The following is a 14431-nucleotide window of genomic DNA, read 5'->3' on the forward strand; positions in this document are numbered from 1 at the left end:
GGCGGACCGGACTGTAACGATAACAATATTCTGATCAACCCGGCGGCAACTGAAATCTGTGGCAACGACACGGATGAAAACTGTGACGGCGTAACGGTAATGTGCCCGGTGGAAGAGGATACACAATCGCCCACAGATCCATCGAACCTTTCCTCTGTGATTACGGGAAACCAGATCTCGTTATCCTGGACCGCTTCCACTGACAATGTCGGAGTAGCGCTGTATTCAATTGAAAGATCCGAATCTGCCGGATCCGGCTTTTCACAAATAGCAACTTCAGCTACAAATTCTTATGCCGACAATAATCTCCCCTATTCTACTACTTATTATTATCGCGTCAGAGCCCGTGATGCCGGACTGAACTATTCCGGTTATTCAACAACAGGCAGTGCTACTACCAGCAGCGCGCCATCCGGCGGAAGTATCAGTATTACTTCAGTCAGCGACGCAACAGTTTCCAACGGACAATCAATCACTGTTTCCGGTAATAACTTCGGATCTAAAACTAGCGTCAGTGGAATAGTCGGTCCGCCGGTTTTATGGGATAATTTTGAAGACGGTGTAAACGGTGAACTTGTCCAGGTAACTGCCGAGAAATGGGACAGAGTGCGTAGTGACAATACTACAGGACCGAGATATTATGCCGGAGCAATTGACGGTTCACTCGGCGTTCGAACCGGGTCTGGTATTGGAGGCGGTAATACAAGGACCTTAATGGAAGATGATGAATACCGATATTTATATCTTGACTACTACATTCGGGCATATAAAGACACTGGTTTAAAACAGCGGTCCAGTAAACAAGTGATGATCTGGAGCGCGAATGTCGGTATCAGTGAAGACGGTCCAAATACCGCTTTCTGGCAAATCACCCAGGGTGGTGAAGAACCTCCTTTCGCATTTTCACAATATACTTGCGGAAATGATCCATGGATAATAACTTATGGTAATGGTTGGGGTGTTGATGAATTTACAACCGCACGCCATGTGCAAATTGAATACAGACAACCGTCAGCGATCGGAGTTAATGATGGTCATGCGCGCATTTGGTATGACGGCGTACTGGTTGCGGATGAAATGCCGTTCGGCAGTCCGTCGTGCGATCCGGAAAAAAATTATCTGGACAATCTTTTTATTGGACACTACCAGGATGTTGATTCAGCTATTTCCCCGATCTATATGTGGATCAGCTGTCCCGGTCATGAACGCTGCGGTGAATGCCCGCCGGAAGCAACTTCCGGATGTTCCGTGGACAACCCGGACTGGCTACCGGCGAGACAGGATGAATTCTTCTATGACAACATCTACATAGATAAATCTATCGCACGCGTAGAACTCGGTAATGCCCCCACTTACGCCGGATCAACCCGCCGTGATGTTCAGATTCCGACAGCCTGGGGTAGCACCATCCAGATTACTATCAACAAAGGTTCCTTTACTTCCGGACAGACTGCTTACCTTTACGTTACAGATAATAATGGTAATGTTAACAGTACCGGCTATGCCGTAACTATCAACTAACCAGATTAAAATATGAAAGCAGAAACCGAGTATCCAGCAATAAAAGCAGAACTTGATTTAGAATTTCATGAAGCGCTGAAAATCGGCAATCTGTCCCAGTCTGAAGAATGGCTGGAGGAAGAAAAACAAATTATACTCAAAGATGAGCCTGAATGGGTGGAGGAACTGGAGCAACTATTATTTGATGCGTATGTTGAAAAAGGCGATAATAAAAGTGCGAAAAGAGTAGCAGAAAATTCCATGAATCCGGACAGTAAAGACAGAAGATTAAAAGCGCTCACCGAATCAGTCGGTTAATAAAATAAATTCAACCGCGCTCCATAAAAAGAGGGCGGTTTTTTGTTTTTTATACAATATTAGCCTTGACAATATAAATACAAATTGATAATGTAATATGCTCATCGTATCCCACGATGGACAAAGCAGGCAGTTCGTCTGAAAGGATTGCGCAATGAAACACGATTGGTCCGATCTGCCCATGCAAAGACGCATGGTCCTCGGGTTCTCAAGTCTCCTGGAAGCGGCTGCCACTGCCAACGTGAACTTCGATTCGATCCCGCTGAGCAGGCACCCGTTTTTCCTCGAACTCCCCTCCACCGGAAGCACGCCGACCATCGGACTGTTCACCAGTATGCGTGATTACCTCAGTGCGCTCAGTTTGCATTTGATGCTTAAGCATATTCCACAGATGCTTCGCGTCACCCTGGTGAACGACATCGAACACGAACCGGAGAAACACCGGGCCTACTTCGAAGTCATGATCGGCAGCGACGTGATGTTGTTCTGTAATGCCACCAACTACAGCAGCGAAGGCAATAAGAACAAGGCTCTGCTCGACGGCCTGTTCGCCGTCCTCTCCGCCATCTACCAGGTCAGCATCGAGTCGTACACTCGGTCTTTCATCCATGGCAAGTCCGCTCACGATTTCATCATCGCCGAGCAGGAACGCACATACCGGCTTTAACCCATACGCCATGAGTACATACTCAAAAGGGTTCTTTTTTTATTAAAAAAATCCGAGAATAAAAAAACCGCCGATGAATCTAGACGGCTCTGAGACAGAGCGGATCATCTGGCGACATTAGCACCCCTGGGGCGTACCATGACCATGCGTGGCTTCGGACCAATATGCTGGGCGAAACACTCGATGAATTCGGGCTTCAAATGGATGGGCATGCGGTCAAAAATCCCGACACCCGGAGCACCGAATTTGTGGTAAACGCTGAGCAAGTCAGCACCGAACTCTCCGCAGGGAGAGTACAAACCCGGGAAACGCTGGTAGGTAAACAATTCGTACCAGACAACGCAGTGGGGGTTCAGTTGTTCCTGAAAACAGACAGCGCGGATTACCGCGGTGATCTGATCGTGAACATCCGATGACGATGACAAAGGGCAAATGACGACACTATCCGCTTTCCTCGCATAGGCGAAGGGCACGTGCCGACAGTCTACGGTCAGAGCAGAGTTTTTTTTCAACTGCGGTGACAGCATTGGTCTTTCCTCCATGAACGAATTGCCAATGAGTGCGGATTGGGAACAGTATATCAGACGAATGCCGACATGTCAATACTGCCCCCATTTTTATTGGTCAATATTTAATTTTTTTCCCTAAGTTAAGCAAATTTTCTACCAAAAAAAGCGCAAATTCAATCCGCGCTCTTTTGGATACTGTGCATAATTAGTTAATCGTAAGTGAACGGGCTGATTTCAGGAATTCGGCTTCATATTCTCCCCATTTCTCTGCCGTAGTATTGCCGGTCACCGTGTAATATCTCTGATTATCCTGATCCAGCACCACCACAATCAGAACTCTGTAATCCACTTCCTGCATAGTCAGATCCAGCACAGTAAATCGCGCTGGCAAATCGTTAATCAATATTTGATGGTTTACCGACACCTCTTCCAAAGACGATGCGACAGTCTCAACTTCCTGCATCACCTTGGCATTCACGCTGTCTAAAGTCGAGCCGATCGTAGCGGTATCAAATGAAACAGCGAGATAAGATTTAAAATTTACGTTGGCGGCGGCACTGCCTTCCGGATGCTGTTCCAAAGTATTGAAGAAAGAAGCGAGCGTGCCCGGGATCTGGCTCTCCGGCCAACCTGCCGGCGGAGTAATAGTGAAAGCATCGTGCACATAAATATTATCCGTTGCGGTATTAGTTACAGTATTGGAATTATTGATCGGGGTATTAGTAACGACCTTGTTGGTATTGGTTTCCTTATCACCATTCATCATAAAATAAACTACTGCAACGATTGCTGCAATAATAATAACCGAAACCCAAATAAGGTAAGATTTATTCGTCTTGGTTTGCTCCTCCATATTATTTCTAATTTAATGAATTATCCCCTGTTTTCAGTATAATACTTTTTATAAATTTTGGGTATTTCATAAAAACCGTGTTGTAAGTCGGTCAATGATTACCGCAGGCGCGAATCCGAATTCATAAGGTTGACAAAAATTTAAAATCATGATAGCGTGCTTAGTTCATCGTATTCCACGATGGACAAATCATTCCACTCAAGCTTCCGAAAGAATGGGAGGTGAAAATCATGAATGATTTGATTTGCTCTTTTGAACCGGCAATCAGCCCCTTCAAAACCGTCAATTACTGTGACGGCGCATGTCCTGGATATGTGATCTACATAATCATCGGAGGAGACTGTATCTTCAGTGGAAACACATCACACAAGATGCATACGAAATCCACTGTACAGGCAGCTGAAGCGGTCATTACCGCAATCGCGCGTCAGGAAGGTGCCGACGTGAATCAGTTCACCTTCTTTGACCTGAAGACCCAGAGGTCTTACAGACGCGAACCCGGGCAATACAGTTTCAGCCGGATCAGCTTCAATGCAATTCTGGCCGGTTATCCGTTGGAGATTCAACTCCGAGATATCACCTGGAAACAAGTTGATTGCCCGGAGGAGGTCCTTTCGCTCTTTGCGGAGCACATTGGGCCGAACCCTCGTAAGTACATTCCCTAGCGACCGCTTCCACGTTGAGGCGGTCTTTTTTTTATTCACAAAAAGGCGCGAATCTAATCACCGGATATTTTAAATGGCGCAGTCGCCCCGTCTGACGGGGCGCCTACCCTTTAATTTGTCATTTCTTCAAAAAACAATAAATAATCAATTCACCAAACTCAATCACCGCGGAGGTTCTTAGGGGGTGATTAAAAAAATAGATCCCCGGGTCAAGCCCGAGGATGACAATTTAAATATTTTGTCATTCCCGTGAAAACGGGAATCCACCATTCCTACTGAACCAGGCTCTTCCCCCACTCCTTCGCTCTCTCAATTTCCCCTTCTTTCAGCGGACCTTCTTTGCCTAGTACATAAAATCCTGCCGTCGCTTTCAGATTTCCGCCTTTGCCCGAAAGTATTTTCCCTATTTTTTCCGCGGAGTATTTGAAAGTTTTCAAAACCAGTTTCAAACCGAAACCCTGCACCGCTTCTTCCAGGCGGGTATCAAAACTAGCGACACCTTTCCCTTTCAGCCCGTCCGCCAGAATAGTGTTCAAAAAATCCTGTACCGGTTTAGTCGGCCGTCCACCCAGCGTCGGTGATCCGACAATTAATAAATCAATAGAATTCCAATCCGTATTTCCCGCGTCTTTAGCATTAACCACATTCGCACCCACCCCCTCGCCGATCGCGCGGGCGATTTTTTCTGTGTTTCCGAACGTGGAATCAAAGATAATTAATGTTTTCATAAAATTATTCGTTTCCTTTATTTAATTCATACTTATCAACCGGATGTAACTCTTCATAATACGCGGATAACTCCTTTATTATATCCGCATCCAGTTTTAGATTTCCCTGCGGTCTTTCCGGATTATCAAAACTAATCCCAAACTCCAAAGGCGCTCCGGCATCATCCGTCTCAATCTCTACATTATAAGCTTCGGAGGGATAAAAGGCACCGCCTAATTCATCCGCACTGACCTGCTCTGCTTGTCCGTCTTCATTTGTCCGGACCAAAGCAAACTGCAAGATCATTTCCAAATACGGACTGTGCGTGCCCGCGGGCAACAGCACTTTCGAACCGCTCTTCAGCTTCGTCGCCATTTTCTGATAATGTTCAATGATGTTGGCGAAGGCGCCGGCTCTTTCCCGCTTCCAATCCATTGCCTCGGGGCTATCCAGTTTAATGGCATAACTCAAAGCTTTCTGATGAGCATCTTTATATAATTTATTTTTCTCCTCATCCGGAAGATCATCATAATTTTCCGGCAGGAATGACTTTACCATTGCCTTATGGTCATACGGCGCAGGAGCATGTAAGTTATTCGGATCCAAAATATCGTTTGCCCTGCTCGTGAATTCTTCATCTTCATCAACTCCGCTGGCAAAGATATGCGCCGTCTCCAGCGCTCTGCCCATTTTCCTGTTTCCGTCTTTAACTTCTACATCGGATGCGGGACCGAAGTTGGAACCGATTGCTTTGACCGCGTCAAATTGCTCCTTGTCTATACTTTTGGCAAGTTCCCGCGTATCTTCCCTTCCGCTATCCAAAAGCCGGCCGTCTTCGCTCCTCTCCCCGTGGCGGATAAATTTTATTACGATTCGGACATTCCTGCCTTTTTCCGGATTCGGGTCTGTATCCGGTGAGAATGATTGTCTGTCTTTCATATTATTTTAATCAGTTAAGTATTCAAAAATTGTAACAAGGTAATTCGGGCACGGCGGACAATATGCCGGCGGTTCCGCGCAGGGCGCGCACATAGCAGGTACAGGAATCATCGGCACAAAAAACACTACAATTACTAATACCAATAGTATTGCCGTCCAGAACCACCAATTTTTATAGAATGGGGTTTTCATAGTTTTATTATACAGATTTTAGAGAAATTTAAAACCCGATCTTTCGACCGGGTTTAAAGATTAAAATAATTATTTTTCAATTTCTTCTAAAATTATAAAAATTAAATCAAATATCTCATCAGTTTTTGCTTCGTCAATTTCTGTCTTAGTTGCAATGTAATACCAAGAATGTGTTAAATCATTTGCCTCTTTAGAGAATTTCTTTGCAAGATTATATAATCTATCAATTGGCTTAATACATGTCACTGGAAAGGAGTTCTTTTTGTCAAGCAAATTCTTTAAGATGACTGAGAAATCTAGAAATCTTTTCTTATCAGTATTATAGTATAATTTTTTATTCTCTTTATTCTTTTGAGGAAATTTTTTTATTAAAATATCAATAATATAATTCTCAATTAACTTTCTTATTAACACATAAACAGCAGTAAAACATTTACCATTATATGCCCTATTTATCTCTTCGATGTGTTTTTGTGCAAATTTATTTTTTGAATCAAAACTCAAAAAGTCTTTTTCCTTTTTTCTTCTAACTTTTTCTTTAGTAATTTTTGATACAATTTTATCTTTTTGCTCTCCTTGTAATGAATCACGATCTGTTTGTTTTAATTTACCAGCAACATTCACATTATTTCCTTTTCCATATAAGTAAGCAGCTGCATTTAGTGTGAGTGATGGATTTCCACCTCTTATTTGTGAAATACGTGCCCGAATAACATTTTCGCCTCTATCAAGCCGATTTATTAAAACTCTTAGTATAGATGTACTCAATCCTTCAGCACTCATTATTGTTATGCTTTACCCCTCTTCAACGGTATCATTCTTTCAATTGTTTTATACGAAACGTTAAGCACTTTGCCAATTTCTTTTGTAGTTGCTCCAGATCTATACAATTGAAATACCATTAATCGTTTAATTTCTTCCATTGGTTCTATTGTAGTTTTTTTAGACATATTTATTTCTTTACTTTTTTGAGTATTTTTACAATTCGATTTACATATCCTATATCACAACCAATGATATTACGAATTTCACTTTGTGGAACGTTTGCTAGACCTAGTTGTATTATCATTAAATCCTTTAGTAAATCCTGTGTTGATTTTTCTTTTTTTGACATACTCATTCACCTCCTTTACTTTTCATATTTTTAAATACATGCAAAGCTATTTCCTTTTCATGAAAAGCTCTAATTCTTTGACCTCTAACAACTATGTTTGATTTTTTTAATTTTGTAATGACATAAACATTATCACCAGGAAAAAATGTTAACCTGTAATAATACTTATCATTCTCAAACTCATCAATTTTTGAAACTAGCATAAAGTGATTCAAAATATTTATTATTTCATCAATATCATTACTTGTAAGTCTCGGATTTAGCGCCCATACTTGTTTTGGACGCTCAAATTTTTGACCCTCCCAACCGACTGTTATTGTCCCAACTTTCACTACTAACGGCAACTCTGCCCTTTTAGAAAAAGTACCTAAAACTCCACCCAAAACTTTACCCTTTAAATCAACGACATTCCCAAGTTCTTCGGTATTAAAAGTCCTTTTTTTAGGCCAGTTTTCAGTCATGTAGATTAGGACTCTCATCGCTTCACGAGGAAACGATCCAAAGTATTCTTCATTTATTTTAGGTAGAACTTTTAACATATAATGTTATACTAAAGTACTTGTAGTGCTTTGTCAAGTAGTTGTGCTTGTACTAGATAATGATTTCTTGTTTGCAAAAAAATCTCCCACCCTATCACACAATTTATTACTTGTTAACTTCCCTCTTCCACAAAACCGGTTCACCTTCCCACGGAACGACAATATTTATTTAAGTTCTTCCAGATAAGTTTTAATAAAATTAGCAGTAGCTGTAATTGTTTCTGCTTTTGCCCCGCGCGGACTTTGCGCCACCCACATGGCAAAATTGTACAGTTCCGTATTATCCACCTTCAACCACCGCTTATTTTTAAACAAAAAAGCCATTAATGTTGTCATTGCTATTCTTTTATTGCCATTTTTAAACGGGTGGTTTTTAATCAGTAGATAAAAAAGAACCGCTGCCTTTTCTGTGAGTCCTTTGTATAATGGATTTTTGTTATATGTTTGAAAAGGCGTCTCCAAACAGCTCTCAAGTATATTTGGAAATCTTGTTGAAAATTCCGGAATTGGCTCATCAAATGACATATTTTCCCTAGCAAGTCTATATGCCAGATACTCTACTTCCTTAATCGATAGTACCTTAATCATATACTACCTAGCAGTTTTAATGTCTCGCCATATTCTTTTACGACTTTCTTTACTGCTTGATCAACGACATTCTTTTCATTCTCATCTAAAGTATCTTTGAACACACCCTTAAACTGATCCCTACTTACAACAAAATTACGGCCAATTTTTTCCGCTTTTATCTCACCTCTTTTTATCCTATTAAATACCGCTACCCGACTAATCCCGAGTATTTCCGCAACTTCAGTAGTAGATAATAAGTCTTTATTCATAATATTTTGCATTGTTAATTCAATACTTCAATGTTAACATATGTTAACATCATTGTCAATGGTTATCAATATGCCACACTCCCCTGCCCATCCGTGTATAAATTTACCAAACCAAAAACCCAGCTTTTGCTGGGCATTGGCTTATTTCTAAAAAGAACAAGCAATATAATGTTAATTTCCGATGAACTCTGTTACTGGAGGAACGGAAGGTTCCTCGACTTCGCTCGGAACGACAATATTTATTTTAAGGTTGCTGTTCCGCCAGCTGCTTCAATCTTCTTCTTGATCTCTTCCGCTTCTTCCTTTGGCACGCCTTCTTTTACGATCTTTGGTGCGCCGTCAACCAGATCCTTGGCTTCTTTCAAGCCTTTTTCTGTAACTTCTCTTACAACTTTGATTACGTTGATTTTGCTGTCACCGGTTGTGGTCAGCTCAACATCAAATGAAGATTTCTCTTCTGCTACTTCGCCGGCTTCGGCTGCTGGCATTGCTCCCATCATCATTGGAGCGGCTGCGGATACGCCGAATTTCTCTTCCAGGATTTTGACCAATTCGGCCAGATCCAGAGCAGTCATCTGCTCAACTTCTTCCACGAGTTTTTTGAACTTCGCAGGAACCTCTACTGCTTTTTTCTCTTCTGAAGCTGCCTCTGCTGGCGCTTCTTTCTTTACTTCTTCTGTCATTTTTTTTATTCCTTAATTAATTGTTTATTAAATAAATTGATTATTTTATATTGTCATTCCAGTTCTTACCGGAACCTGGACTCTGAAACAAGTTCAGAGTGACAGGACTATTATGCTTTTTGCTCTTTAATCGCGTTCAGCGCATTGATGAATCCGCGCATATTGCCCTGCAGAACATTGACGATACCGACCAGCGGTGCGCGCAGGCTGCCGACAAACTGTGCCAGTAACTGTTCACGACTCGGCAAGTTGGCCAGTTCCATTACTTTCGCCTGTTCGATATAACTGCCTTCCAGTATTCCGCCCAGAATCTGCAAAGTAACATTGTCTTTTTGGAATTTTTTCAGAATTCTGGCCGGAGCGACTTCGTCTTTGAAGCCCATCGCTACCGCGATCTGCCCGTCCAAACCTTTGATATCCATTCCAGAAAGCTTCGCTTCATCCAAAGCCCTTTTGATCAGGGTCTTTTTCGCTACGTTGCATTCCACTTCTTCATCGCGGAGCAGTTGGCGCAAGTTTTCGAAACTCTTTACGTTTAAACCGGAATAGTTAATAAAAACAGCGGATTTCATTCCCGAAAGCCTCTCTACCAGTGTTTTTACTATCTCTTCCTTTTGTACTCGTGTTTTAGGCATAGTTTTTTTGATTTAAAAAATCTGCGGTAAACACCACAGAAAAACAGCTTGTTTTGTACCTCGGTAGGATTTACGGCCATTTTTGGGGCCACCTACTGTCTGTGGCGATATTTAGTTGTAATTTCTAGTTTACTCGCTTAAAAAAATAAGTCAAGCAATTAGCCAATTACCGTACCGGAAAACGGCTTTTTTTGCAAAAATCGTTTAAAATTAGCCAAATTAGTGCCTTTCATAACCACCACCCGGATTCCCGCTTTTTCCGCCCTTTTGGCAGCAACGGGATCAAAAGGTGCGTTCATTCCGGGAACAAACTTGCCACCGATTACCTTTTTGAACTCCTGCCAAGACATCACCCCGATTTTTCGGGCATCTTTGTGTTTCCGGGGGTCTTTGTCATAAACATGAGAAATATTGGAAAGGTTAATCACTGTCTTCGCGCCGTATTGTTCCGCCAGGATTACTGCGTCCAAATCAGAAGAAGAACCGGGAATATAACCGGAACCGATAATAATTTGCTTTTTGGTATTTATTTTCTGATGTGGATTATCTAATACCTTTTCATAGGCCAGCGTGCCGAAGATTACCCTGATCAGCTCGGCATTCAGTTTGGTGGCGGAGATTCCCAGCCAGTCCAGATCTTCATGCGAAATTTTGGTAACTTTTTCCGCGGCGGCATTGTATCTGCGACAGACCTTCCCTCCCCCGGCTACGATCACAATCTTGGAATAGTTTTTTAAATTTTGCAAAATTAATTCCCGGAACTTTTTCAAAAAAGTTGCGTTCACTTCATCCGGAACAATAATGGATCCACCTAGGGAAATAATTATTTTTTCTTTGTTCATGTTTATAATTTTAGTAACGGGATTGCCACGTCACGCTCAGCGTGACTCGCAATGGTTATACTATTCAAACTAGTAATTAAATCCCAAATCCCAATTTCTAAATTCTAAATAATATTTAATGATTCAAATTTCAAATTGTAAACCGTGCCCCAAAATAAATGTTTGAAAATTGGATATTTTAATTTACTATTTATTTGGGGTTTAGTATTTAGTATTTGAAATTTAATCCAGGTACTTCGCTTTATTCTGCAAGTGTTCTTCAAATGTTTTACTGAAAACCGTTGTACCGTCATCCTTGGTCAGGAAATACAGATAGTCACTGTCCTCCGGATAGATCACTGCCAAGATAGAATCCATCCCCGGATTGGAAATCGGTCCCGGTGGCAGACCTTGGTTCTCGTAAGTGTTGTATGGATTTTGAATTTCCGTATCTGCGAAGGTGGGTTGCAGCGCCCTTTTACCAGTGATGAAATTTACCGTCGCGTCGGACTCCAGCGGAATTCCATTTTCCATTCTGGTATAGAATATTCCCGCTGCAATCTTTTTATCCGCTGGTGTGCGTACTTCTTTTTCTACAATGCTGGCTAAGGTAATAATATCGTAAATTGTTCTTCCCTGACTATTAATTTCATCTCTCAAAACTTGTGTGAGTTTCACGTCGAAATTGTCCAGCATTTTTTCGAGCAGGTGTTCCGGACCGGAACTTTTAAAAATACGGTAAGTGTCCGGAAAAAGAAATCCTTCGAGACCCTGATCAATAGGCTTGTCGACGAGGAAACTATAGGTCTTATCCGGTATCATATCGTGCGTGTTAGAGGCATCTACGTACGCCAGAAATATATTAATGTAATCACTCTTGGATGGTTCCCCGTCCGCCTCAGCGAAGTTCGCCATGTATGTTGCGATCTCCGTACTGGACCAGCCTTCCACAATTGTCACCAGTCGTTCCTTGGAAAGCGCGTCACCGGAGATCAGCAATTTCGCCAAGCCCACCATACTCAAATTCTGCGGAATATAATAATCCCCCGCCTGTAGTTTATTCTCATAATGCTTCAGCCAAATATACGTGCGGAAGATAAAATCATTTTTGCTCAGATTCTCCGCGGTCAGCCGGGCGCTAATTTCTTTTACGCCTTCCCCCGCTTCAACAGTAAAAAGTTTTGCCTCCGCATTGTCCGAAGCTTTTGAACTGATCTGATTATTAAAATAAAACAAACCGGCTAAGCCGATAATTACTATGAAACTGATGATGATTAGTATTATTTTTTTCATCCCGTTATAAATATCTAGATTAATTTTAAATAATATTCGTCAATGTTTATAGGTATTTTTCACTATCTTTTCTTTTCTGTAATTCCTCCACGATTTTCTTCGCTTCATCCGAACGGTCCTTCGGACAGACGAGCAGTGCGTCATCGGTATCAATAATCACCATATCATCCAGACCGATAGTGGCAATCACTTTATCTTTACTTCCGTAAATCATACAGTCGGTAGTGTCCAGCGGAATCACGTTACCTTTGATTAAATTATCTCCCTGGTTCGCCGGCAGCAGGTCTTTGATTATGTGCCACTTACCCAGGTCGCTCCAACCAATCCGGTTGGAAACGCACATTGCTATTTTTTCCACTTTATCGGTGATTGCGGTTTCGATCGACATCTTTTCCAGCGATGAATATATCTTGGCAATTTGTTCTTCCTGCCCACCCAGTTTCATTAGTTCTACGATCTCTTGGCACGATGCAAGCATTGCCGGTTGGTATTTTTCAAACAAACCGATGACAGTTTTTAATTGCCAGATATACATACCGGTGTGGTAGAAGTAAAGACCGGAAGCAATTAGCTCCTTACAATAATCCAGATCCGGTTTCTCCACCCAGTCCGCTACTTTGAAAATCGCTTCCTCGCCTTCCTCCTGTAAAACCTCTCCGGATTTAAGATAGCTGTATCCGGTATCAGGGTAGTTCGGTTTGATTCCCGGCGTCATGATATATTCCGGATTTTCTTTCAGAAATATTTCCGAAGTCTGAAGTAAAGTTTGGAAGGCCTCCGGGTCGTTGATAAAATCATCGGACGGCAAACTAGCCACTACTTCCCGATCCGAAAACCGGTCCGCGATCAATACGCTCTCCAGACAGATTGCCGGTCCGGTGTTTTTACTGGCCGGCTCGGGAATAATATTTTTTTCGGAAACCTCCGGCAGATATTTTTTCACCAGGTGTTTCACCGATTCGTTCACCGAAACAAAAAGATCGTCCTCTATATTTACAAGCGGGGCGATTCTGTCCTGCGTGTCCCTGATCAGAGTTTTGTCACTGACGATTGCCTGAAACTGTTTTGGATTATTTTTTCTACTGATCGGCCACAGCCTGGTTCCTACTCCTCCGGCGCGAATAACTATCTTCATGTGATTAGTTAGTAGTGAATAATTACTATTAATAAACTCTAAACCCTAAGCCCTAAATCCTAGATAGATTACAAATTGTAATAACTAAATTTTCACAGTACTATTTCTTTCAAATTGTAATTTGCGATTTGAAATATTAAATATTATTTGGATTTTATAATTTGGTATTTAGAATTTATCAGAAAATTATCCTTCTCTGTCCGAGATCAACGGTACAAACTGGAAGCCGGGGTAGCTTTTGGTTTTAATTTTATCCGGCGCCTGTTTTTCCACTACCACAATATCCTGCGTATTATCCCCAACCGGGATAACCAATCTGCCACCAACCTTCAACTGGTCTATCAATGCCTGAGGAATTTCCTTGGCGGCCGCCGCTACGATTATCTTGTCATACGGCGCGTAAGCTCTCAATCCCTTTGATCCGTCTCCGTGTGTTTGAGTAATATTGATATATTTATATTGTTTCAAATTTTGCTCGCCGAATTTTTTCAGTTCTTCAATCCGTTCGATAGCATAGATATGCCCCTGGTCACCGACAATTTCTGCCAGCAGTGCCGTTTGCCAGGCGGATCCGGAACCCACATCGAGGATACGGTCACCCTGCTCCGGCTCCAATACTTCCAGCATAAAAGCTACGGTTAAAGGCTGAGAGTTGGTCTGACCATGGCCAATATGCAGTGGAGCATTCACAGTTTCCTTATCTTTCATGTTTTCCGGCAGAAAATCACGCCTTTTTACCTTGTAAAAAGCGTTAATAATGTCGGGATTCTTCAAATAACCCTGTCCAATCAGGTCTTTTACCAAGTTTTCCATGGTTACTTTGTGTAGAAACATATTATTCACGTTTATAGTGCTATTTTAACATCTTTTGCCAATAAACAGAAATTATCAAAAAGTTATCCACAGGCTGGAAAAATTGGCTAATTTTACATTAAATTTTTTTGATTTGTTAATGTCAAAGAAATTATGTTGACATTATCATATTATTATATCATAATATATTGACAAATTTTGCAATTGT

The 14431-nt window shown here is 41.7% G+C and carries 21 protein-coding genes and 1 other annotated feature; of the genes, 5 read left to right on the top strand and 16 right to left on the bottom strand.

The window, feature by feature from the left end; translation table 11 throughout:
• The 4 genes from WCW66_05950 to WCW66_05965 all read left to right on the top strand — a co-directional run.
• Window positions 1-1521, top strand: a 1521-nt coding sequence (locus WCW66_05950) for a MopE-related protein (protein ID MFA6392255.1), incomplete at its 5' end; no start/stop codon positions are given.
• A 12-nt stretch (window positions 1522-1533) separates the two neighbouring features.
• Window positions 1534-1818, top strand: coding sequence for a hypothetical protein (locus WCW66_05955; GenBank protein MFA6392256.1), 285 nt, complete (start codon window positions 1534-1536; stop codon window positions 1816-1818).
• Between the two features lie 154 nt (window positions 1819-1972).
• The gene (locus WCW66_05960) at window positions 1973-2485 is read left to right on the top strand and encodes a hypothetical protein (protein MFA6392257.1); all 513 of its coding nucleotides are present in this window, start codon (window positions 1973-1975) and stop codon (window positions 2483-2485) included.
• A gap of 164 nt (window positions 2486-2649) precedes the next feature.
• Window positions 2650-2901, top strand: coding sequence for a hypothetical protein (locus tag WCW66_05965; GenBank protein ID MFA6392258.1), 252 nt, complete (start codon window positions 2650-2652; stop codon window positions 2899-2901).
• 298 nt (window positions 2902-3199) lie between these two features.
• On the opposite strand, the gene WCW66_05970 is transcribed toward WCW66_05965, so the two are convergent.
• Window positions 3200-3847, bottom strand: a complete 648-nt coding sequence (locus tag WCW66_05970) for a hypothetical protein (protein ID MFA6392259.1) — start codon at window positions 3845-3847, stop codon at window positions 3200-3202.
• A 230-nt stretch (window positions 3848-4077) separates the two neighbouring features.
• Here WCW66_05970 and WCW66_05975 point away from each other — a divergent pair, with 230 nt between their 5' ends.
• A complete protein-coding gene (locus WCW66_05975; protein ID MFA6392260.1) occupies window positions 4078-4512 on the top strand; it encodes a hypothetical protein in 435 nt (144 codons plus the stop codon).
• 272 nt (window positions 4513-4784) lie between these two features.
• Here WCW66_05975 and WCW66_05980 read toward each other — a convergent pair whose 3' ends face one another.
• From WCW66_05980 to pcm, 15 genes are all read right to left on the bottom strand, one after another.
• Window positions 4785-5240 carry a flavodoxin family protein gene (locus WCW66_05980; GenBank protein MFA6392261.1) on the bottom strand — a complete coding sequence of 152 codons (456 nt, stop codon included), beginning with the start codon at window positions 5238-5240 and terminating at the stop codon, window positions 4785-4787.
• A 4-nt stretch (window positions 5241-5244) separates the two neighbouring features.
• Complete coding sequence (locus WCW66_05985; GenBank protein ID MFA6392262.1) at window positions 5245-6159, bottom strand: histidine phosphatase family protein; 915 nt, start codon at window positions 6157-6159, stop codon at window positions 5245-5247.
• 6 nt (window positions 6160-6165) lie between these two features.
• On the bottom strand, window positions 6166-6351 hold the full coding sequence (locus WCW66_05990) for a hypothetical protein (protein MFA6392263.1): 186 nt from the start codon (window positions 6349-6351) through the stop codon (window positions 6166-6168).
• Window positions 6352-6420: 69 nt separating this feature from the next.
• On the bottom strand, window positions 6421-7134 hold the full coding sequence (locus WCW66_05995; protein MFA6392264.1) for a hypothetical protein: 714 nt from the start codon (window positions 7132-7134) through the stop codon (window positions 6421-6423).
• 5 nt (window positions 7135-7139) lie between these two features.
• Window positions 7140-7301, bottom strand: a complete 162-nt coding sequence (locus tag WCW66_06000; protein ID MFA6392265.1) for a helix-turn-helix domain-containing protein — start codon at window positions 7299-7301, stop codon at window positions 7140-7142.
• A gap of 2 nt (window positions 7302-7303) precedes the next feature.
• Window positions 7304-7465: a hypothetical protein gene (locus tag WCW66_06005; GenBank protein MFA6392266.1), complete on the bottom strand. Its 162-nt coding sequence runs from the start codon at window positions 7463-7465 to the stop codon at window positions 7304-7306.
• A 2-nt stretch (window positions 7466-7467) separates the two neighbouring features.
• Window positions 7468-8004 carry a hypothetical protein gene (locus WCW66_06010; protein ID MFA6392267.1) on the bottom strand — a complete coding sequence of 179 codons (537 nt, stop codon included), beginning with the start codon at window positions 8002-8004 and terminating at the stop codon, window positions 7468-7470.
• Between the two features lie 165 nt (window positions 8005-8169).
• Window positions 8170-8592, bottom strand: coding sequence for a type II toxin-antitoxin system death-on-curing family toxin (locus WCW66_06015; protein MFA6392268.1), 423 nt, complete (start codon window positions 8590-8592; stop codon window positions 8170-8172).
• Window positions 8589-8843: a helix-turn-helix domain-containing protein gene (locus WCW66_06020; GenBank protein MFA6392269.1), complete on the bottom strand. Its 255-nt coding sequence runs from the start codon at window positions 8841-8843 to the stop codon at window positions 8589-8591. Before WCW66_06020 ends, WCW66_06015 begins: the two co-directional genes overlap by 4 nt.
• A gap of 239 nt (window positions 8844-9082) precedes the next feature.
• Window positions 9083-9526 (bottom strand): 50S ribosomal protein L7/L12, encoded by a 444-nt coding sequence (rplL, locus tag WCW66_06025; protein ID MFA6392270.1) that lies wholly within the window; start codon window positions 9524-9526, stop codon window positions 9083-9085.
• 110 nt (window positions 9527-9636) lie between these two features.
• Window positions 9637-10161, bottom strand: a complete 525-nt coding sequence (gene rplJ, locus WCW66_06030; protein ID MFA6392271.1) for a 50S ribosomal protein L10 — start codon at window positions 10159-10161, stop codon at window positions 9637-9639.
• A gap of 4 nt (window positions 10162-10165) precedes the next feature.
• Window positions 10166-10284, bottom strand: a sequence feature (ribosomal protein L10 leader region).
• A gap of 35 nt (window positions 10285-10319) precedes the next feature.
• Window positions 10320-11003: a UMP kinase gene (pyrH, locus tag WCW66_06035; protein ID MFA6392272.1), complete on the bottom strand. Its 684-nt coding sequence runs from the start codon at window positions 11001-11003 to the stop codon at window positions 10320-10322.
• Window positions 11004-11225: 222 nt separating this feature from the next.
• Complete coding sequence (gene mltG / locus WCW66_06040; GenBank protein MFA6392273.1) at window positions 11226-12275, bottom strand: endolytic transglycosylase MltG; 1050 nt, start codon at window positions 12273-12275, stop codon at window positions 11226-11228.
• 46 nt (window positions 12276-12321) lie between these two features.
• The gene (locus tag WCW66_06045; protein MFA6392274.1) at window positions 12322-13410 is read right to left on the bottom strand and encodes a sugar phosphate nucleotidyltransferase; all 1089 of its coding nucleotides are present in this window, start codon (window positions 13408-13410) and stop codon (window positions 12322-12324) included.
• A 186-nt stretch (window positions 13411-13596) separates the two neighbouring features.
• Window positions 13597-14244 carry a protein-L-isoaspartate O-methyltransferase gene (gene pcm / locus WCW66_06050; protein ID MFA6392275.1) on the bottom strand — a complete coding sequence of 216 codons (648 nt, stop codon included), beginning with the start codon at window positions 14242-14244 and terminating at the stop codon, window positions 13597-13599.
• Between the last annotated feature and the right edge of the window lie 187 nt (window positions 14245-14431).

The sequence above is a fragment of the Patescibacteria group bacterium genome (genome assembly GCA_041664365.1).
GTDB lineage: Bacteria > Patescibacteriota > Patescibacteriia > UM-FILTER-42-10 > UM-FILTER-42-10 > JAHJEX01.